The organism is Pseudomonas sp. PDM28 (assembly GCF_019219115.1).
In the GTDB taxonomy this organism is placed as follows: domain Bacteria; phylum Pseudomonadota; class Gammaproteobacteria; order Pseudomonadales; family Pseudomonadaceae; genus Aquipseudomonas; species Aquipseudomonas laurylsulfatiphila.
In genome coordinates, this window is record NZ_JAHUWG010000001.1 from 306,549 (window position 1) to 325,893 (window position 19,345).

The 19,345-nt window shown below is 60.8% G+C and carries 22 protein-coding genes; 11 read left to right on the plus strand and 11 right to left on the minus strand.

Annotated features, from left to right (window positions below; all coding sequences use genetic code 11):
* Window positions 1-406: 406 nt before the first annotated feature.
* Complete coding sequence (locus tag KW841_RS01400) at window positions 407-667, minus strand: accessory factor UbiK family protein (RefSeq protein WP_007980822.1); 261 nt, start codon at window positions 665-667, stop codon at window positions 407-409.
* A gap of 419 nt (window positions 668-1,086) precedes the next feature.
* On the opposite strand from KW841_RS01400, the gene glnK reads away from it, so the two are divergent.
* The 4 genes from glnK (at window position 1,087) to sutA (ending at window position 3,863) form a co-directional block, all read left to right on the plus strand.
* Window positions 1,087-1,425, plus strand: coding sequence for a P-II family nitrogen regulator (gene glnK / locus KW841_RS01405; protein ID WP_002555808.1), 339 nt, complete (start codon window positions 1,087-1,089; stop codon window positions 1,423-1,425).
* A gap of 35 nt (window positions 1,426-1,460) precedes the next feature.
* On the plus strand, window positions 1,461-2,798 hold the full coding sequence (locus tag KW841_RS01410) for an ammonium transporter (RefSeq protein ID WP_102699675.1): 1,338 nt from the start codon (window positions 1,461-1,463) through the stop codon (window positions 2,796-2,798).
* A gap of 214 nt (window positions 2,799-3,012) precedes the next feature.
* Window positions 3,013-3,438: a secondary thiamine-phosphate synthase enzyme YjbQ gene (locus tag KW841_RS01415; RefSeq protein ID WP_007980818.1), complete on the plus strand. Its 426-nt coding sequence runs from the start codon at window positions 3,013-3,015 to the stop codon at window positions 3,436-3,438.
* Window positions 3,439-3,539: 101 nt separating this feature from the next.
* A complete protein-coding gene (gene sutA, locus KW841_RS01420; RefSeq protein ID WP_007980816.1) occupies window positions 3,540-3,863 on the plus strand; it encodes a transcriptional regulator SutA in 324 nt (107 codons plus the stop codon).
* Between the two features lie 186 nt (window positions 3,864-4,049).
* Here the strand turns inward: sutA and KW841_RS01425 are convergent, their stop codons facing one another.
* The 6 genes from KW841_RS01425 to KW841_RS01450 are packed head-to-tail and all read right to left on the minus strand — an operon-like array spanning window position 4,050 to window position 8,666.
* Window positions 4,050-4,757 (minus strand): HAD family hydrolase, encoded by a 708-nt coding sequence (locus KW841_RS01425; protein ID WP_218473145.1) that lies wholly within the window; start codon window positions 4,755-4,757, stop codon window positions 4,050-4,052.
* Window positions 4,754-5,653, minus strand: coding sequence for a tyrosine recombinase XerC (xerC, locus tag KW841_RS01430; RefSeq protein WP_218473146.1), 900 nt, complete (start codon window positions 5,651-5,653; stop codon window positions 4,754-4,756). Before xerC ends, KW841_RS01425 begins: the two co-directional genes overlap by 4 nt.
* A 2-nt stretch (window positions 5,654-5,655) precedes the next feature.
* A complete protein-coding gene (locus KW841_RS01435; protein ID WP_218473147.1) occupies window positions 5,656-6,381 on the minus strand; it encodes a DUF484 family protein in 726 nt (241 codons plus the stop codon).
* A 13-nt stretch (window positions 6,382-6,394) separates the two neighbouring features.
* Entirely contained in the window at window positions 6,395-7,225 is an 831-nt protein-coding gene (dapF, locus tag KW841_RS01440; protein WP_218473148.1) for a diaminopimelate epimerase, read from the minus strand.
* Between the two features lie 4 nt (window positions 7,226-7,229).
* Entirely contained in the window at window positions 7,230-8,477 is a 1,248-nt protein-coding gene (gene lysA / locus KW841_RS01445; RefSeq protein ID WP_218473149.1) for a diaminopimelate decarboxylase, read from the minus strand.
* Between the two features lie 12 nt (window positions 8,478-8,489).
* The gene (locus KW841_RS01450) at window positions 8,490-8,666 is read right to left on the minus strand and encodes a lipoprotein (protein ID WP_007980804.1); all 177 of its coding nucleotides are present in this window, start codon (window positions 8,664-8,666) and stop codon (window positions 8,490-8,492) included.
* 307 nt (window positions 8,667-8,973) lie between these two features.
* Here KW841_RS01450 and cyaY point away from each other — a divergent pair, with 307 nt between their 5' ends.
* From cyaY to rnk, 3 genes are all read left to right on the plus strand, one after another.
* Window positions 8,974-9,306 (plus strand): iron donor protein CyaY, encoded by a 333-nt coding sequence (gene cyaY / locus KW841_RS01455; protein ID WP_008050853.1) that lies wholly within the window; start codon window positions 8,974-8,976, stop codon window positions 9,304-9,306.
* A 4-nt stretch (window positions 9,307-9,310) separates the two neighbouring features.
* Window positions 9,311-9,532, plus strand: coding sequence for a DUF1289 domain-containing protein (locus KW841_RS01460; RefSeq protein ID WP_015097337.1), 222 nt, complete (start codon window positions 9,311-9,313; stop codon window positions 9,530-9,532).
* A gap of 227 nt (window positions 9,533-9,759) precedes the next feature.
* Window positions 9,760-10,170, plus strand: coding sequence for a nucleoside diphosphate kinase regulator (gene rnk, locus KW841_RS01465; RefSeq protein ID WP_007980800.1), 411 nt, complete (start codon window positions 9,760-9,762; stop codon window positions 10,168-10,170).
* A 7-nt stretch (window positions 10,171-10,177) separates the two neighbouring features.
* Here the strand turns inward: rnk and KW841_RS01470 are convergent, their stop codons facing one another.
* The 3 genes from KW841_RS01470 to KW841_RS01480 form a co-directional block, all read right to left on the minus strand.
* Window positions 10,178-13,021 (minus strand): class I adenylate cyclase, encoded by a 2,844-nt coding sequence (locus tag KW841_RS01470; protein WP_218473151.1) that lies wholly within the window; start codon window positions 13,019-13,021, stop codon window positions 10,178-10,180.
* A gap of 190 nt (window positions 13,022-13,211) precedes the next feature.
* The gene (locus tag KW841_RS01475; protein ID WP_007980796.1) at window positions 13,212-13,457 is read right to left on the minus strand and encodes a TIGR02647 family protein; all 246 of its coding nucleotides are present in this window, start codon (window positions 13,455-13,457) and stop codon (window positions 13,212-13,214) included.
* 180 nt (window positions 13,458-13,637) lie between these two features.
* Window positions 13,638-13,922, minus strand: coding sequence for a hypothetical protein (locus KW841_RS01480; protein ID WP_007978820.1), 285 nt, complete (start codon window positions 13,920-13,922; stop codon window positions 13,638-13,640).
* Window positions 13,923-14,046: 124 nt separating this feature from the next.
* Between KW841_RS01480 and KW841_RS01485 the strand changes: the two genes are divergently transcribed.
* Window positions 14,047-14,706: a glutathione S-transferase family protein gene (locus tag KW841_RS01485; RefSeq protein ID WP_007978823.1), complete on the plus strand. Its 660-nt coding sequence runs from the start codon at window positions 14,047-14,049 to the stop codon at window positions 14,704-14,706.
* Window positions 14,707-14,829: 123 nt separating this feature from the next.
* On the opposite strand, the gene argH is transcribed toward KW841_RS01485, so the two are convergent.
* Complete coding sequence (argH, locus tag KW841_RS01490; protein ID WP_007978825.1) at window positions 14,830-16,224, minus strand: argininosuccinate lyase; 1,395 nt, start codon at window positions 16,222-16,224, stop codon at window positions 14,830-14,832.
* 524 nt (window positions 16,225-16,748) lie between these two features.
* Between argH and KW841_RS01495 the strand changes: the two genes are divergently transcribed.
* The 3 genes from KW841_RS01495 (at window position 16,749) to KW841_RS01505 (ending at window position 19,339) form a co-directional block, all read left to right on the plus strand.
* Window positions 16,749-17,495, plus strand: coding sequence for a LytTR family DNA-binding domain-containing protein (locus KW841_RS01495; RefSeq protein WP_102699667.1), 747 nt, complete (start codon window positions 16,749-16,751; stop codon window positions 17,493-17,495).
* Between the two features lie 138 nt (window positions 17,496-17,633).
* Complete coding sequence (hemC, locus tag KW841_RS01500) at window positions 17,634-18,575, plus strand: hydroxymethylbilane synthase (RefSeq protein WP_102673521.1); 942 nt, start codon at window positions 17,634-17,636, stop codon at window positions 18,573-18,575.
* Entirely contained in the window at window positions 18,572-19,339 is a 768-nt protein-coding gene (locus KW841_RS01505; RefSeq protein WP_218473153.1) for a uroporphyrinogen-III synthase, read from the plus strand. The genes hemC and KW841_RS01505 overlap by 4 nt, the downstream gene beginning before the upstream one ends.
* Window positions 19,340-19,345: the final 6 nt, after the last annotated feature.

A 19,345-nucleotide genomic window follows, 5' to 3' on the forward strand; every position in this document is an offset into this window, starting at 1 on the left:
GATAGATAACTGCCATTTATCGTCGCCAAACAATAAGGGTGGCAGCTGCATGCGGGTTGGCGAACCGGCCAAGCGAATACCGGCAGACCCTAAGGTCTCCCACACACAGCCGCCATAATTCAAATCGGGAGAGAACACCCGATATTGGATGATTGCAGTGTATTGCTTGGTTCCAGGTCGCCAAACCCAGTGCTGAATGTTCAGCCGGGATGAGCTTAGGAACCGGGGCTTAGCGACGCAATCGGACGGCGGTGTGATGTTTGTAGGACGTTGCCGGGATTTTTGCGGGGCTTGGGATCAAAAGATCGCAGCCTTCGGCAGCTCCTACAGGTGAAGCGGAAGGTCGTTCCGACCTTCAATCGCGAGCAGGCTCGCTCCCACAAGGGGCTGCATCTCACATCAGAATTTACTCGGTTGGCGGATTGAGCTTCGCTTCCATCTCCGCGACCTTCGTTTCAAGAGCCTCCAGCCGCGCCCGCGTGCGCGCCAGTACAACCATCTGGCTATCGAACTCTTCCCGGCTCACCAGATCCAGTTTGCTGAAGCCGCTCTGCAGCAACATTTTGAACTGGCTTTCGATTTCGGCTTTCGGCAGCGGCGTGTCACCGCTGAAGAGGCGGGAGGCGGTGCCGGTCAGGGCGTCGAGGAAGTCTTTTGGCGCGAGCATGGGCAATGTCCTGGAAACAATGACGGGCAGTGTATCACGCAGTGTCTATAGTCATTTGCGCGGGCAAGGGGTGCACGGTTTTCGCGCATCGGGACGGACGGCGTCGCACCGTTGTTGTGCGTAACGTGCCGGCTGTTGTCGAGAAGTATCCGCCATCCGCCGGTAAAGGCTTGAAAACAGTCAGTTTTGTGGAGATGGCAAGCTTTCTGCTTAGATGCTGGTGACCCATGCACTGATGCAGTCGCTGTGACGAATGCAGTGCGCCAGGCGAATCACGGGGAGTGCTTCGCAAGGAGCGGTTAGCTGGCGTCGGACGGGCAGGTAAGGCCGACGATGCGTTACAAAGCCAGGCACTGCGCTTAGACTTGAGTCGGGTTTGTTTTCCTGGGGCAAGTCCACCAATTCGGGAGAGAGTTTTCATGAAGCTAGTCACTGCCATCATCAAGCCGTTCAAGCTGGACGACGTACGCGAGTCGCTGTCCGAGATCGGCGTGCAGGGCATTACCGTCACTGAAGTCAAAGGCTTTGGCCGGCAGAAGGGGCACACCGAGCTGTATCGCGGCGCGGAATACGTGGTCGATTTCCTGCCCAAGGTGAAGATCGACGTCGCCATCGACGACAAGGATCTGGACCGGGTAATCGAGGCCATCACCAAGGCTGCCAACACCGGCAAGATCGGTGACGGCAAGATCTTCGTGGTCAATCTGGAACAGGCGATTCGCATCCGTACCGGCGAAACCGATACCGACGCAATCTAAGCCGCCACAAACCCAACGCCCCAGGAGAAAACAATATGACTCTGCGTAAATTCGCAGGGCTAGGAGCCCTGTTGTCCATCGTAATGCCCAGCCTTGCTTTGGCGGCAGACGAAGTGGCGGCCCCGGTCCTCAACTCTGGCGACACTGCCTGGATGTTGACCTCTACAGCCTTGGTGCTGTTCATGACCATTCCCGGACTCGCGCTGTTCTACGGCGGCATGGTCCGGTCGAAAAACATTCTTTCCGTGATGATGCAGTGCTTCGCCATTACCGGTCTGATCAGCGTCCTGTGGGTCATCTATGGCTACAGCATCGCGTTCGACACCACCGGCATGGAGCAGGGCGTCGTCAACTTCAACTCGTTCTTCGGCGGCATGGGCAAGGCATTCCTGGCCGGTGTCACGCCAGCCAGCCTGACCGGTCCTGCGGCGCTGTTCCCTGAAGCGGTGTTCATCACCTTCCAGATGACCTTCGCCATCATCACGCCGGCGCTGATCGTCGGTGCTTTCGCCGAGCGGATGAAGTTCTCCGCGATGCTGGTCTTCATGGGCATCTGGTTCACCCTGGTTTACGCGCCGATTGCGCACATGGTCTGGTCCGGTAACGGCGGCCTGATGTGGGACTGGGGCGTTCTGGACTTCGCCGGCGGCACCGTGGTGCACATCAACGCCGGTGTGGCCGGTCTGATTGCCTGCCTGGTGCTGGGCAAGCGCAAAGGCTTCCCTACCACGCCGATGGCACCGCACAACCTCGGTTATACCCTGATGGGCGCGGCCATGCTGTGGGTCGGCTGGTTCGGTTTCAACGCCGGTTCCGCCGCTGCGGCCAACGGTACCGCCGGTATGGCGATGCTGGTGACGCAAATCGCGACTGCCGCTGCTGCGCTGGGCTGGATGTTTGCCGAGTGGGTCACCCATGGCAAACCTAGCGCACTGGGCATCGCTTCGGGCGTGGTTGCCGGCCTGGTGGCAATTACCCCGGCTGCCGGCACCGTTGGCCCGATGGGTGCGCTGGTCATCGGTCTGGCGGCTGGCGTGGTGTGCTTCTTCTGCGCCACCACCCTGAAACGCAAGCTCGGCTATGACGACTCCCTGGACGCCTTCGGCGTACACGGTATCGGCGGTATCCTCGGTGCAATCCTGACCGGTGTGTTCGCAGCTCCCTCTCTGGGTGGCTTCGGCACCGTGACCGACATCGCCGCACAAGTGTGGATTCAGTGCAAAGGCGTAGGTTTCACGGTGATCTACACCGCGATCGCCACGTACATCATCCTCAAGGTGCTGGATGCGGTCATGGGTCTGCGCATCAATGAAGAAGAAGAGGCGGTCGGCATCGATCTGGCGCTTCACAACGAACGCGGCTACAACTTGTAAGCAGGCGCATAAAAAACTTGCCCGGCTTGCCGGGCATTTTTTTGTCTGAAATTCGTCATTGAAGGGTGCGCTGAAAGGTTTTTTCCTACAGGTTTTAAGATGTTTACGTCGGGTGTTTTTGTGCGGTCGAAGGCTTACATGATTGAAGGAATATTAGGGCCTTTGTTTTTTCCCAGAGCGCGCTAGAATGCGCCCCGAACGTGCGGAGAACTGTATGTGGCAACAGACTCTGATTACCTTGCGGGCGAGGCCCCGGGGCTTTCACCTGGTAACGGACGAGTTACTCGCCGGCCTGCCTGAACTCAAGGCGTGTCGGGTCGGTCTGTTGCATTTGTGGCTGCAGCATACCTCGGCGTCGTTGACCATCAACGAGAACGCCGATCCGGCGGTACGTCGCGACTTCGAACGGTTTTTCAATCGTCTGATCCCACAAGGAACAGACGGCTATGAGCATAACGACGAAGGCCAGGACGACCTCCCGGCGCACTTCAAGGCCAGCGTGCTTGGCTGTCAGCTCTGTTTGCCGATTTCGGCAGGCCGGCTGGCGTTGGGAACCTGGCAAGGCGTTTATCTGGGCGAGCACCGCGATCATGGCGGTGCCCGTAAAGTCCTCGCCACCGTGCACGGTGAAGAGGCATAACCGCTGGTCAGCAGCGGCTGTTGATTTTTTTCCGGCAGCCTTCGACAGAGGGCAAAGCTGGGCTATAACTAATCTGCTTTTCGCAAGTCATGAGGTAGAACATGAGCGACGATGATCTGGAAAACGACGACCTCGAAGTAGGCGACGACGACGAAACCGAAGAAGGTCTGGAAGCAGCGGCGGAAGACGTCGCTGAAGACGACGGCGGTGATGCGCCGGTTCCGACCGCCAAAGGCAAGGCCAAGGCAGCGGTATCGGTCGATGAGCTGCCGAGTGTCGAAGCCAAGAACAAGGAGCGCGATGCCCTGGCCAAGGCCATGGAAGAGTTCCTTGCGCGTGGTGGCAAGGTGCAGGAAGTGGAGGCCAATGTGGTCGCCGATCCTCCCAAGAAGCCGGATAACAAGTACGGCAGCCGGCCTATCTGAGCCTGCTACCCGCTTGCTGAAAAAGCCCGCCGTCGCTGCGGGCTTTTTCATGCCCGGAACAAAATTTTCGGGTTGAACACAATCTACTGTGGGAGCGGGCTTGCTCGCGAAGGCGTCGTGTTAGCCAAAATCAATGTCGACTGGTACACCGCATTCGCGAGCAAGCCCGCTCCCACAGGTTTTGTGTCAGGCCGAAGCCTTGTTCCACCGCGCCAACAACGCTGGTAACTCGGTCAGACTGCCAATCTGCGCATCCGGCAGTCGTTCCGCCTCCCAGACCTTGCCCGCCGGGTTGTACCAGATCGCCCGCATCCCCGCTTGTTGCGCACCGGCAATGTCATCGCCCGGATGATCGCCAATATGCACCGCCGTATCAGCCGTCGCGCCGCCGCGTTGCAAGGCTTCATGGAACAGCCGCGCATCAGGTTTGGCGATGCCGATGTCTTCGGCGCACAACGCAAACTTGAAGTAGTCCGCCAGCCCCAGCCGACGCACATCGGCGTTGCCATTGGTGACCACGCCGAGGGCGTAATGGTTGGCCAGCAACTCCAGGGTCGGTTGCACCTCCGGAAATATTTCCAGCTGATGCCGGGCGTGCAGAAACACTTCGAAACTCTGATCGGCCAGGTCCGACGCTTCAGCATGGGGATATCCGGCTTCTTCCAGGGCCTGGAACAACACGCGCCGGCGCAAGGCGCTGATGCGGTGCTTGAGGTTCGGCTCGATGCTCAGGATGCGTTCGCGTATCGCCCACAAATGTTCCACCGGTACCGCCCCCAGGTTGGGCGCATGTTCGGTCAGCCATGCACGCAATATGGCTTCGGCGCTGACGATGACGGGTGCGGTGTCCCACAGGGTGTCGTCGAGGTCGAAGGTGATCAACTGAATGTTCATGAATCGTCGCCCTTAATGCGTTTGGCCCTTGGGTGGGCGCTGTCGTAGACCGTGGCCAGGTGCTGGAAGTCCAGGTGGGTGTAGATCTGCGTGGTCTTGATGTCCGAGTGCCCGAGCAGCTCCTGCACCGCGCGCAGGTCCTGGGAGGATTCCAGCAGATGGCTGGCGAAGGAGTGCCGCAGCATGTGCGGATGCAGGTTCTGCCCCAGTTCGCGCTCGCCGGCAGCCTTGACCCGCACCTGGATCGCCCGAGGGCCGAGACGTCGCCCCTGTTGGCTGACGAACACCGCATCGTCCGCCGGGTTGGCCATGGCCCGCAGTGGCAGCCACTGCTCCAGCGCTTCGCGGGCTTTTTTTCCTACTGGCAACAGGCGGGTTTTGCTGCCTTTGCCGAGCACCTGGACCATGCCGTCGGCGAGGTCGAGCTGATCGAGGTTGAGTCCTGTCAGCTCCGACAGCCGCAGCCCGGAAGAGTAGAACAACTCCAGAATCGCCTGGTCCCGACGTGCCAGAAAGTCATCTTCAACTCCGCCTTCCAGCAGTTGCAGGGCGCGGTCGGTGTCGAGGGTTTTCGGCAGGCGGCGTTCACCTTTCGGCGGCGCCAGGCCATTGGCCGGATCGTGGTCGCACAGGCCTTCGCGATTGAGGTAGTGATAGAGCCCGCGAACGGCCGACAGCAAGCGCGCCAGGCTGCGGGACGATTGCCCTTGGGCGTGCAGGCGGGCAATCAGGCTGCGCAGGCGCTGGATGTCCAGCGTCGCCCAGCTGCCGATGTTCTGTTTGACGCACCAGCCGAGCACTTTGTCGAGGTCGCGGCGGTAGGCCGACAGCGTGTGCGGCGACACCTGCCGCTCACTGCGCAGGTGTTCGCAGTAAGCGTCCAGTTGTCGTTCCATGTTCAGCGTACCGAGCGCAGGGAATTGTTGACCCGTGGCAGCACGCGACCCATGACTTCAGCGATGTAGCTCAGGAACAAGGTGCCCACCGAGCTTTTGTAGTGCTGCGGATCACGGCTGGCGATGGCCAGGATGCCGTGGATGCCCTGGTAGCTGATGGCGACGACCGCGGTGGAGCCGATCTGCTTGCGCTGTTCTTCGCCGAACAGGAAGTCCAGTTCATGCTCGCGCAGGCTGCCGCTGACGCTTTTGTCTTCCGAGAGCAAGCCGCCGATGGCCACTTGCGCTTCGGCGTGAGTGGCCCAGCGGCCCACCGGCATGGCGTTGTCGCCGAGCAGGATGAGGCTGACGAAGGGCACCTGGAATTCCTGGCGCAGGCTGTCTTCGACGCACATCACCACGTCTTCCAGGCTGGCGGCGTCCATCAGCGCGAGGATCAGGCGACGGGTCTTTTCGAACAGCCGGTCATTGTCCCGGGCCACGTCCATCAAATGCGAAAGGCGATGACGCAGTTCAATGTTGCGGTCGCGCAGGATGGTCATCTGACGCTCCACCAGCGACACGGTATCGCCGCGTCGATGGGGAATACGCAATGACGGGAGCAGCTCTTCGTGCTCGACGAAGAAGTCCGGATGAGCCTCCAGGTACGCGGCAACAGCCGCCGCCTCCAGGCTTTCGGACGGTGATTCGTCAGCTTGTCGTGCGGGTACCTTAGGCTTGTCTGTCATAGGTTTCGCTCACTCAAAGACGCACTTGTCCTTCGTATACGCGCACTGCCGGTCCGGTCATCATCACCGGCTGGCCAGGGCCCGCCCATTCGATGGACAAGCGCCCGCCAGGCAGGTCGATCAATAGCGGCGAATCCATCCACCCCTGGCTGATCGCGGCCACTGCGGCGGCACAGGCGCCGGTTCCGCAAGCCTGGGTTTCCCCGGCTCCACGTTCCCAGACGCGCAACTGCGCGCGGCTCCGGTCGATGACCTGGAGAAAGCCGACATTGACCCGTGCCGGGAAGCGCGGGTGATGTTCGATTTTCGGTCCCAGTTCGTGCACCGGCGCGTTGTTGATATCGCTGACCCGCAGCACGGCATGGGGGTTGCCCATGGACACGGCGGCCAGATCGACCGGGGTGCCTTCGACGTCGACCTGATAACTCTGGGCCTGCTCCGGTGCCTGGAACGGAATATCCGCCGGCACCAGGCGCGGGGCGCCCATGTTCACGCTGATCTGGCCGTCGTTACGCACGTCGAGCTCGATGATGCCGCTTTTGGTCTCGACCCGAATCAGGCGCTTTGCGGTCAGGCGCTTGTCGAGCACGAAACGGGCGAAGCAGCGCGCACCGTTGCCGCACTGTTCCACTTCGGAACCGTCGGCGTTGAAGATCCGGTAGCGGAAATCCACGTCCGGATTGCTCGGCGCCTCGACGATCAGCAACTGGTCGAAACCGATGCCGGTGTGCCGGTCGCCCCATTGCTTGGCATGCTTGGGCAGGATGTGCGCGTGCTGGCTGACCAGGTCGAGGACCATGAAGTCATTGCCCAGGCCGTGCATCTTGGTAAAACGCAGCAGCATGGTTTTACTCCGGCAGCAGGCTTTCGCCAGCAAACAACTCGGCTACCGTTTCACGGCGACGCACTTCAAATGCCTGATCACCGTCCACCAACACTTCAGCGGTACGGCCGCGGGTGTTGTAGTTGGAACTCATGACAAACCCGTAGGCACCGGCCGAATGCACGGCCAGCAGGTCGCCTTCTTCCAGGGCCAGCTGACGATCCTTGGCCAGGAAGTCGCCGGTCTCGCAGATCGGGCCGACGATGTCGTAGGCGCGGGCCGCCGATTGACGCGGGCGCACGGCCGTGACGTCCATCCAGGCCTGGTACAGCGCCGGGCGGATCAGGTCGTTCATGGCGGCGTCAACGATGGCGAAGTCCTTGTGCTCGGTGTGCTTGAGGTATTCGACCTGGGTCAGCAATACACCGGCGTTGGCGACGATGAAGCGGCCCGGCTCGAACACCAGTGCCAGATCACGACCATCGAGGCGTTCGCGCACGGCCTTGATGTAGTCGGCAGCCAGTGGTGGCTCCTCGTCCTTGTAGCGCACGCCCAGGCCACCACCGAGATCGATGTGGCGCAGGTAGATGCCGCAATCGCCGAGGCGGTCGACCAGGCCCAGCAGGCGGTCGAGAGCGTCGATGAACGGCGGCAAGGTGGTCAGTTGCGAGCCGATGTGGCAATCGACGCCGACCACTTCCAGGTTCGGCAGCTGCGCGGCACGCACGTACACGTCTTCGGCGTCGGCGATGGCGATGCCGAACTTGTTCTCTTTCAGACCGGTGGAAATGTACGGGTGGGTGCCGGCATCGACGTCCGGGTTGACGCGCAACGAAATCGGCGCGCGAACGCCCAGTTCGGCAGCGACCACTTGCAGGCGTTCGAGCTCGTCGGTGGATTCGACGTTGAAGCAGTGTACGCCGACTTCCAGGGCGCGACGCATGTCGTCACGGGTCTTGCCGACGCCGGAGAACACGATCTTGTCGGCGCTGCCGCCAGCGGCCAGTACACGTTCCAGTTCACCACGGGAGACGATGTCGAAACCGGCGCCCAGACGCGCCAGGACATTCAGGACGCCCAGGTTGGAGTTGGCCTTGACTGCGAAGCACACCAGGTGCGGCGTGCCAACCAGCGCATCGGCATAAGCCAGGTACTGGGCTTCGATGTGTGCACGGGAGTAAACGTAGGTCGGTGTACCAAAGCGCTCGGCGATGGCAGACAGGGCAACACCTTCCGCGAACAGTTCACCGTCACGGTAGTTAAAAGCGTCCATGAGGTTCCCTTATTATTGGTAGACGTCGTGCTTGTGTGCTTTGGAGGCAGGCTGCTGCTGCGACGACTTGGCTTGCTCGACAGGGTCCTGGTCTTCATCGGGCAGGTACAGCGGGCCTTTTTGACCGCAGGCCGACACAAGGCAGGCAACCGCGAGGAGCGCAGCAAGGGAAGAGATCAGGCGCTTCATGGCGAAATCCTTGAAAATACATTAATTGCGCCGGAGTATACCGGCCACCCGGCAGCTTGCCTATGCAACGGACCGCCCGTCCGGCGGGGGTTGGGCCGATACCGGTTGGTATCACGCAATCCCTGTGGGAGCGGGCTTGCCCGCGAAGGGGCCAGCACATTCAGCCTCTTTGTTGACTGAACCACCGCTTTCGCGAGCAAGCCCGCTCCCACAGACGGCCGCTTGGTCATTATCCTTTGCAATCGACGAGGCTCGGTCGTATCTTGCGGCGCTTGAGCCTGATCAGACACTTTTTGAGGTTGCCGTAATGAGTTTGTCCGAAGCGCGTTTCCACGACCTGGTCGATGCCACCCAGCAAACCTTGGAGGACATCTTTGACGAGAGCGACCTGGATATCGACCTCGAAAGCTCGGCCGGCGTGCTGACCGTCAAGTTCGAGAACGGCAGCCAGTTGATCTTCAGTCGCCAGGAGCCGCTGCGTCAGCTATGGCTGGCGGCGGTGTCCGGTGGTTTCCACTTCGACTACGACGAAGAAAGCGAGCGCTGGATGTGTGACAAGAGCGAAGAGCAGTTGGGTGAAATGCTTGAGCGTATCGTCCAGCAGCAGGCCGGTGTCGAGCTCGATTTCGAAGGCCTGTGAGATCGTGACCCAGCCTGCGTCTGTCCGCCCACCGAAGCCGCTCTACAGCAATGTCAGCCCGGCGGTGCCGTCGCCGTGCAGCGGTGTGTGCCGGCTGGACGAGCAGAAAGTCTGCCTGGGCTGCTTCCGCCATGTCGAAGACATCCGCGAATGGCGCTCGGCGGACGATGATCGCCGCCGTGTCATTTGCGCCCAGGCCTCTGAGCGCAAAGCCACCGCCCTGTAGGAACTGCCGAAGGCTGCGATCTTTTGGCCGCTCTGAAGATTGCCGAAGAGCAAGATCAAAAGATCGCAGCCTGCGGCAGCTCCTACGCCGCCGGGTGGCGGCTTGTATATTTTTTGAGCTGTGATAGTGTCCGGTAACGCCTCAACCCACCGAGGCTTGTGAAAACCCCGCCTTTTTCTGGCGGGGTTTTGCTTTTTTCGTGCAGAAGAAAGGAGTCTGCCCAGATCATGACCGCACCTTCCATCACCCTTACCCGTCTGGACGTCCAGCGTCTGGAGCGTCTGATCGACAGCCTGGACGACACGCTGCCGGGCGTTATTGCGTTGCAAACCGAACTGGATCGCGCCGATACCGTGGTCGGCCACGATGAAGTGCCGGCGGATGTCGTGACGATGAATTCCCGTGTGCATTGCCGGGAAGAAGGCAGTGGCAAGGACTACCACCTGACCCTGGTGTACCCCAAGGATGCGAATGCCGACGAAGGCAAGGTCTCGATCCTGGCACCGGTGGGCAGCGCGCTGCTCGGCCTGAAGGTTGGCCAGCATATCGATTGGCCGGCTCCGGGCGGCAAGACCCTGAAGCTGACGCTGCTGGAAGTCGAATCGCAGCCGGCCAATGGCGGCGCGTTCCCGGAGTGACATCCCCTCAGACCTGATCGAGCGCCTCGTTCAATGCCTGCTCCAGGTCTGCTTTGTAGCGTAGGTACAGATGGGTGGAACTCTGCCCTTCGCCGAGCAGGCCTGACAGGTCGAGGTCGGTGATGTAGCAGCGGTAGCGTTCGGTTTCCCGGCGCTGCCCGACGATTTCCCGGGCGACCACGCTGAACAGCTGGTCGCCATGCTCCAGTTCGGAAAACTCCCGTTGATTGCAATACAACGTCACCTGTACCTGACCCGGTGCGGCTTTGCCGACGATCGCCTGCACGTCGTAAAACGGTTTGTTCGCTGGCGTCTGCGGCACCGGCCGGGCTTCAATGCGGCGCGCCCGACCAGGGCCTGACGGCAGCAACTGGCAGTACCGGGTGTCGAGGTTCAAGGGGTGGGCAGCGTCCATCGGCAACAGGGCATCGCGACGGTACTGGATCGATTGCAGGAAACGCTGCAGCGGCACCAGCAGGCTTTGCTCGTCGTGCCAGGGGAGGCGTTGCTGCCACAGGGCATTGAACTCATCGAGCACGTACAGATCAGCCTGATCTTCGTTGACCCGGTAGAACACCTGGATGCAGTCCGGCTGGCCCGTTGGCAGGAACAGCGCAAGGTCGTGCTCTTCCAGTGCGTTTGGGTCCAGGTGAAGCGGGCTGTAGCTCGCCATTTCTTCACCCAGGTAATCGATCAACGCCGGCAGGGTGTCCAGTGCGATGTGCTGGACCTGTCCCGGTACCAGCTCCAGCACGTGGTAGTGCTGCTGGACCTGGATCAGGTAGCGGTGATTGAGCCGGCTCAGCAGCAGGTTCTGTGCGGTGTCGAGGATGTCTTCCACCCGTTGGGCGATGAACTGCGCGCGGTTATGGCAGAAACAGCGCACCCTCAGCTTCGGCTGTTGCGGCCCGGCTGGCAGGTTGTTGAGGTAATCGCGAATGCAGTCGAGCAGGGCGTGGGGGCCATCGTAGCGAGCCACCAGCACTTCGTTCCAGCTATTGAGCGTGACCTGGTCCAGGGTCAGCACCAGGTTTTCCCGAACCCCGGCGTAGCTCAGGGAGTCGGTGCGCTCGGTGGTCATCAGGATGTTCAGGTCGCGATGGTGCTTGAGCGGATCGATGCCGACATTCACCAGAATCAGCACTTCACTCGGCACGCTGGCGCGCAGCAGAGGTTCTTCGGCGACCGTGGGCAAGGGCAGGGCGATAGTCTGTTGCAGGCTGCCGAGCAGGTTGAACAGCTCGAACTCGCTCAAGTCGCTGGTGCCAGGGTGCAGGGCCAGACGGGTACTGCTGTCGATTACGCCATTGCGGTGGCACCAGCTCAGCAGCTCGAGCAAGTGACGGCTGCGTTTGATCGGCGCGAAATGTTCCCACTCCAGCGCCGTCAGGCTGCCGTTGTACACACCCCACTGGCTTTGCCCCGGTTCTTTTTTGTTCGGTGCGTGTACCAGCGTCAGGGTGTCTTCGGCCAGGTCCGGGGCGATACCGGGGTTGATGAATTCGACTTTGCCGGCCTTGCGCTCGAAAGCGGCGTATAGCCGACGCCCGAGGACACTCAGGTCGCGCTTGTTGATGCGGCTGACCGTTTGCTCCTGTCGGGCAAACTGGGTGAGGAAGCGGTAGCTGTAGTTCAGTTCATTGACCAGCGCCCGCCGCTCGGAGCCGACCTGACGGACTTTCCACTGGCTGCGGCTGTCGAGCAGGGCCAGTTGGCGCTGGTCCCAGTGCCATTCATGGGCCAGGCGCTCGAGTAAAGAGCGTTGCCAGCTCTGGGTACGGCTGCTGCCGGTCAGTTTGCGATTGACCTTCAGGTACAGCGCGCGACGTACCAGTTCCAGGCGTTCCGGTTCGTTGCGGGCGATCAGGTATTCCTCGATGCGCCGGTACACCACCACGTACGGGTCCAGCTCGTCGAGGTCGAGCCGGTTGGCGAACACCGCTTGCTTGAAGCGCAGGCTCAGGCAATGGACCCTGGGGTGTTCACTGGCATAGACCTCGGTCAGCAGCAGCTTGAGTACCGACTTGTAGGGCGACTCGATGCCCTTGAACAGCTGCCAGAGCCCGGCGCCGATAAATTCGCCGGGCGGGATAAAGGCCAGGTTGCCGAGGTCGAGGGTTTCATCGGCGCGGATAAAGCGTTTGGAGATCAAGGTATGGGTGTAGCGGTCGTAGCTCGATTCTTCGTAGACCGGCACCAGCCACCAGATCGGCGTACGCCCGGCCAGCCAGATCGCGGTGCGGTAAAACTCGTCCAGCAACAGGTAGTGCTGGGTAGTGCCGCAATCCTCCGAACTCAGCTGGGTATCGCGCTCGCCACGGACGAAACGGGTCGGTTCGATCAGGAAAAAGTGCGCTTCGGCGCCTTGGCTGGCGGCCCAGGCTTCCAGCAGCTGGCATTTTTTGCGCAGTTCGGCGAGTTCGTTCTCGGTCAGGTCCGGCCCATGGCAGACCCACACATCCATGTCGCTCTGGTCGGCCTGGGCCAGGGTGCCGAGGCTGCCCATCAGGAACAGCCCGTGAATCGGCCTCGGCGGGTTGCTGCCGTGGCGAGGCTTGTAGGAAAACGAGCGGGTCAGGCGCTGGGCTTCTGCGAGGACATTGGCGTCCGGTTCGAAATTCGACAGCCCCGCCGGCGTACTGCCGGAAACGTAGCCGGGCAATAGCGGGTGATTAACGTGGAAAAACAGCGGCAGCAAGGTCAGGACCCCTTGCTGGCGGGTCGACAAGCCTTCCATGGCGCGAGCCATGCGCCCTTCGTTGAGTTTCAGAAAGCGTGCGCGCAGCTGGCTGAGAACCTTGCGGTCGATTCCCTCGTCCAGATCGGGGCGGATTTCATGGGTGCGGGTCATGTCAGCTCAAACCGGCTCGCAGGGCACGGACGTGGGAGTCTCAAGTGGGGGCAGTTTAGCGCCTTGAGGCGAGGACTTTTAAGCTGATTTATTTTTCTGGCGTCAGATTTCTATCGGTGGGGACAGGAATCAGGGGGGTGTGCCCGCGGAAATCCCTGGATCGGGGTCTCCGGGGGCGATGCGGCAGAATTCAGGCTGTTACTTCGGCGTTAAGAATAGTCAGCACGCTTTGCACATTTTGCGCGGCATCACGACCCAGGCTGGTCAGGTAACCGCCATCAGGCTGGTCGGTCAGTTCTTTTTCAAAGAGGCGTTTGGCGGCGGCAATGTGTTTCGGGGCAGCGGTCTGATGAATTTTCAGACCTTCCTGGGAACTGTCCAGGTTGAAGAGTGCAAGGACTTCCAGTTCGGCAACCAGCTCAGGGGTAAGCGACATAAGGACTCCAGACTTTCTAGGAATTGGACGACAGCGCTCCTAAGGTGAGCTCACTTGCGCGGCATGTCCAGTGCTGGCGACAGAGATTTTTGACTCGCATAAAAAAGATCGCAGCCTGCGGCAGCTCCTACCTGGAATGCGATCCACGTAGGAGCTGCCGCAGGCTGCGATCTTTTGATCTTACTGCTTTTGCGGCGGCAACTCGGGCAGTGCGCGCAGCGCGGCTTCGTACCATTCGGTATTGAACGCGCGGTCTTCTTCGAGGATCGCGTCGATTTCTACCGCCAAAACGTGAGCCATCAGGTTGAGGATCTCTTCCCGCTCGTAGCCCACCAGTGTCAGCTTGTTGAAGGTCGCCTTGGCGGCTGGAGGGTTGTCACTTTCGATCTGATTTTCGATAGCTTCGATCAAGGTATTTTCGGCGAATTCTTCTTCGTCGTCTTCGATATCGATTGGCTCGCTCATGGCAGGCTCCTCAGGGAAAGGCAGCCAGTTTACCCGTATTCATTGGCGTGATGCTGCTGGCAAGAAACCCTCGAGCGTTCTATAAACAGGCACTGCCCACCCCGCACGGCCTGGAGGCTTTGTGATGATCAAGCTTTATGGATTCTCCGTCAGTAACTACTACAACATGGTCAAACTGGCGCTGCTGGAAAAAGGACTGCCTTTCGAAGAAGTGCCGTTTTACGGCGGCACCACCCCCGAAGCACTGGCCATCAGCCCGCGTGGAAAGGTCCCGGTGCTGCACGTAGAACAGGGGTTCATCAATGAAACCAGCATAATCCTCGAGTACCTCGAGCAAAATCACAACGGCACGCCGCTGCTGCCGAGCGACCCGTTCGAGCGCGCGCAGGTGCTGGCACTGGCCAGGGAAATCGAACTCTATATCGAGCTGCCGGCACGAGCCTGTTACGCCGAAGCGTTTTTCGGTATGACCCTGCCGGATGCGATCAAGGAAAAAACCAAGGCCGAACTGTTGCTGGGGGTGGCTGCGCTGGGCCGGCACGGCAAATTCAGCCCTTACGTGGCTGGCGACAGCTTGAGCGTGGCGGATCTGTACTTCCTGTACAGCGTGCCGCTGGCGTGTGGCGTGGCGCACAAGTTGTTCGGCATTGATTTGTTGGCTGAAATGCCGAAGGCCAAGGCGTTGCTGGAGCGGTTGGGGGATAACCCGAACGTGCAGCGCGTGGCGGCGGATCGGGAAGCGGCGATGCCGGCGTTTATGGCGATGATTGCTGCCAAAAAGTAGTTCTGTGGCGTTCTGAAGTCAGTCATCGCGGGCAAGCCCGCTCCCACAAGGATTCGTGTCGTGCCGCAGACTCGCGAACGACACACAACCCTGTGGGAGCGGGCTTGCCCGCGAAGCTTTTATCTAACGGCTGGCCAGCAGCGCCTGACCGCGAGCGACAGCAGCCTTCACCTGCGCCGGCGCGGTGCCGCCGATGTGGTTACGGGCATTGACCGAGCCTTCGAGGGTCAGCACGGCGAACACGTCCTGATCGATCTGGTCGCTGAACTTGCGCAGTTCTTCCAGGCTCATTTCCGCCAGGTCCTTGCCGCTGTCCACGCCGTACTTGACGGCATGGCCGACGATTTCGTGGCAATCACGGAATGGCAGGCCGCGACGCACCAGGTAGTCGGCCAGGTCGGTGGCGGTGGAGAAGCCGCGCAGGGCTGCTTCGCGCATCATTGCGTGCTTGGGCTTGATCGCCGGCACCATGTCGGCAAAGGCCCGCAGCGAGTCGCGCAGGGTGTCGGCGGCGTCGAACAGCGGTTCCTTGTCTTCCTGGTTGTCCTTGTTGTAGGCCAGGGGCTGGCCTTTCATCAGGGTCAGCAGGCCCATCAGCGCGCCGAATACGCGACCGGTCTTGCCGCGCACCAGCTCCGGCACGTCAGGGTTTTTCTTTTGCGGCATGATCGAGCTGCCGGTGCAGAAGCGGTCGGGCAGGTCAATGAACTGGAATTGCGCGCTGGTCCACAGCACCAGCTCTTCGGAGAAGCGCGACAGGTGCATCATCGCGATGCTGGCGGCCGAGCAGAATTCGATGGCGAAATCGCGGTCGGAGACGTTATCCAGCGAATTGCCGCCAACCGCGTCGAAACCCAGCAGTTGGGCGGTGTATTCACGATCGATCGGGTAGGTGGTGCCGGCCAGTGCCGCACTGCCCAGCGGCATGCGGTTGGTACGCTTGCGGCAGTCGACCAGGCGCTCGTAGTCGCGGCTGAGCATCTCGAACCAGGCCAGCATGTGGTGCCCGAAGGTCACTGGCTGGGCGGTCTGCAGGTGGGTGAACCCCGGCATGATGCTGGCGGCTTCGCGCTCGGCCTGCTCCAGCAAGCCTTTTTGCAGGCGAGTGATTTCGGCCAGGATCAGGTCGATTTCGTCACGCAACCACAGGCGGATATCGGTGGCGACCTGATCGTTACGACTGCGGCCGGTGTGCAGTTTTTTACCGGTCACGCCGATGCGGTCGGTCAGCCGCGCCTCGATGTTCATGTGGACGTCTTCAAGGTCGATGCGCCAGTCGAACTGGCCGGCCTCGATTTCACCCTGGATGGTCTTCAGGCCATCGATGATGCTGTCGCGCTCGGCATCGGTCAGCACGCCGACCTTGGCCAGCATGGTGGCGTGGGCGATCGAACCCATGATGTCGTGGCGATACAGGCGCTGGTCGAAGGTGACGGAGGCGGTGAAGCGGGCGACGAAGGCGTCGACGGGTTCACTGAAGCGGCCGCCCCAGGACTGATTGGTCTTGTCAGTGCTCATGAATTCGCTCGTATCGGCTTGAAGAAAGAAGGCGTGGAACGCTTGCGCGGATAATAACAGGGTTGCCAACCCTGTCGTTGACACTGGTCGATACGTTTTTTTGTGTAGGAGCGAGCTTGCTCGCGATGGGCGTTAACGATAACGCATACTTTCTGGATAAACGCGTCGGCGCCAGGTTCATCGCGAGCAAGCTCGCTCCTGCATTAGCGCAACGATATTTTTCAATTGAGCAATAACGTCCCGGCAAACGTCTACAGTTGGAAAGTAGGATCAGCGCACTTCTCGGTGCAGCCGCTGACCATAAGTAGAGGGGGGGTGTTCATATTGCATATCAGCAAACCCTGTGGCGATGTGTCGCCAATGCGGGCCTGGGCCGCCAATCGCCCGGCAGATGAAAATTTAGCCGCCGGACCAGCGGCACTTTTTGACGCTCGGGCTAGTCTTAGCGTGGATCGCGGTGACGGACGTCACTTCACCTGTCTACGCTATCCTTGTGCGAGACTCACGCAGGAATCCAGCGCAATATGAATGTCCTGATCGTTGATGACGAACCCTTGGCCCGCGAGCGCCTGTGCCGAATGGTTGGCGAACTCGAGGGATACAGTGTCCTGGAGCCTAGTGCCACGAATGGCGAAGAGGCGTTGGCACTGATCGACAGCCACAAACCGGATATCGTGCTGCTTGATATCCGCATGCCCGGCCTTGATGGCCTGCAAGTGGCTGCACGGTTATGCGAACGCGAAACTCCGCCCGCCGTGGTGTTCTGCGCCGGGCCCGATGAATTTGCCGTGGAAGCCTTACAGGCCAGCGCCGTAGGCTATCTGGTGAAACCTGTGAGAACTGAACAGTTACATGACGCATTAAAGAGAGCCGAGCGCCCAAATCGTGCCCAGCTCGCCGCCCTGACCCGTCCTGCTGCCGAAAGCGGCAGCGGACCGCGCAGCCATATCAGCGCCCGAACCCGTAAAGGGATCGAGCTGATTCCGCTGGATCAGGTGGTGTACTTCATTGCCGACCACAAATACGTAACCTTGCGTCACGAAAGCGGTGAAGTACTGCTCGATGAGCCACTCAAGGCCCTCGAGGACGAATTCGGTGACCGTTTCGTGCGTATCCATCGCAACGCACTGGTCGCCCGTGAGCGTATCGAGCGACTGCAACGCACACCCCTGGGGCATTTCCAGCTGTTCCTCAAAGGCCTCAATGGTGATGCGCTGATCGTCAGCCGGCGCCATGTGGCTGGCGTGCGCAAGATGATGCAACAGCTCTAAACAGCTGTGCGCAGGCGAATTTCACACCCGATTGCCGGACATCCGGGGCCAGGGAGGCCGAGTAGTATCTGATACAAGTCAAAGTGGATTTGGCTGAGCTGTTATTATCCGTCGTATCTATTCAGTACGGATTGATCCATGTCCTCTCGCCAGATCCGCATCGCCACCCGCAAAAGCGCTCTCGCCCTGTGGCAGGCCGAATACGTCAAAGCCCGCCTTGAAGCGGCTCATCCGGGCCTGCTGGTGACCCTCGTTCCCATGGTCAGCCGTGGTGACAAGCTGCTTGACTCACCGCTGTCGAAAATCGGCGGCAAGGGCCTGTTCGTCAAGGAGCTCGAAACCGCGCTGTTGGACAATGAAGCCGACATCGCCGTGCACTCCATGAAGGACGTGCCGATGGACTTCCCCGAAGGTCTTGGCCTGTACTGCATTTGCGAACGGGAAGATCCGCGCGACGCCTTCGTTTCCAACACCTTCACCAGTCTGGATGAGTTGCCTCAGGGCAGCATCGTCGGCACCTCCAGCCTGCGTCGCCAGGCGCAATTACTGACCCGCCGCCCTGATCTGGAAATCCGCTTCCTGCGCGGCAACGTCAACACGCGCCTGGCCAAGCTCGATGCCGGTGAATACGACGCCATCATCCTTGCCGCTGCCGGCCTGATCCGGCTGGGCTTTGAAGATCGCATCACTTCGGCCATCAGTGTCGACGACAGCCTTCCGGCCGGTGGCCAGGGTGCGGTGGGTATCGAATGTCGCAGTGCCGACAGTGAAATCCATGCGCTGCTGGCGCCCCTGCATCACCAGGACACCGCCACCCGCGTGACCGCCGAACGTGCCCTCAACAAGCACCTCAATGGCGGTTGCCAGGTACCGATTGCCTGCTACGCCGTGCTGGAGGGTGAGCAACTCTGGTTGCGCGGACTGGTGGGCGATCCAGCGGGTGGCCTGCTGCTCAGCGCACAAGCCCGTGCCCCTCGCGGCGATGCCGAGGCACTGGGTGTGCGTGTCGCTGAAGACCTTCTGAGCCAGGGTGCCGACGCCATTCTCAAAGCGGTCTATGGCGAGGCAGGTCACGAGTGACCGGCTGGCGCTTGCTGCTGACGCGTCCCGCCGATGAGGCGGCGGCGCTGGGTAGTTTTTTGGCCGAACAGGGGATTTTCAGCAGCAGTCTGCCGCTTTTGGACATCGTGCCGATTGCGGCGACTGACACAATGCGCCAGGTGATTCAGACGCTGGAAAAGTTCTGCGCAATCATCGTGGTCAGCAAGCCTGCCGCCCGGATCGGCGTCGAACTGCTCGAGCGGTTTCGGCCAGCGCCGCCCGCTGTGAAGTGGTTCAGCGTCGGCGCGGCGACAGCGCAGATCCTCCAGTCTCACGGATTGGACGTGAGCTTCCCGGCAGAGGGTGATGACAGTGAGGCCTTGCTCGAACTTTCCCGCCTGCGCGAGGCTATCGCACAACCCGATGCGCGGGTGCTGATCCTGCGCGGGGAGGGTGGGCGCGAATTGCTGGCTGAGCGCTTGCGTGAGCTTGGTGCTAGTGTCGAGTATCTGGAGCTGTACCGCCGGGCAATGCCGATTTACCCGCCGCAAGTGCTGCCGCAACGGATCCAGGCGGAACGCCTGAACGGGCTGGTGGTCAGCAGTGGACAAGGTTTTGAGCACCTGCATCAATTGGCCGGCGATGCCTGGCCGCAGTTGGCGCGGTTGCCGTTGTTTGTACCAAGCCCCAGGGTTGCCGAGCTGGCGCATGCCGCCGGGGCCAAAACAGTTGTGGATTGTCGCGGCGCGAGTGCCGCGGCCTTGCTGACGGCGTTACGGGAGCAACCCGTACCCGTTTTCTGATGCAAA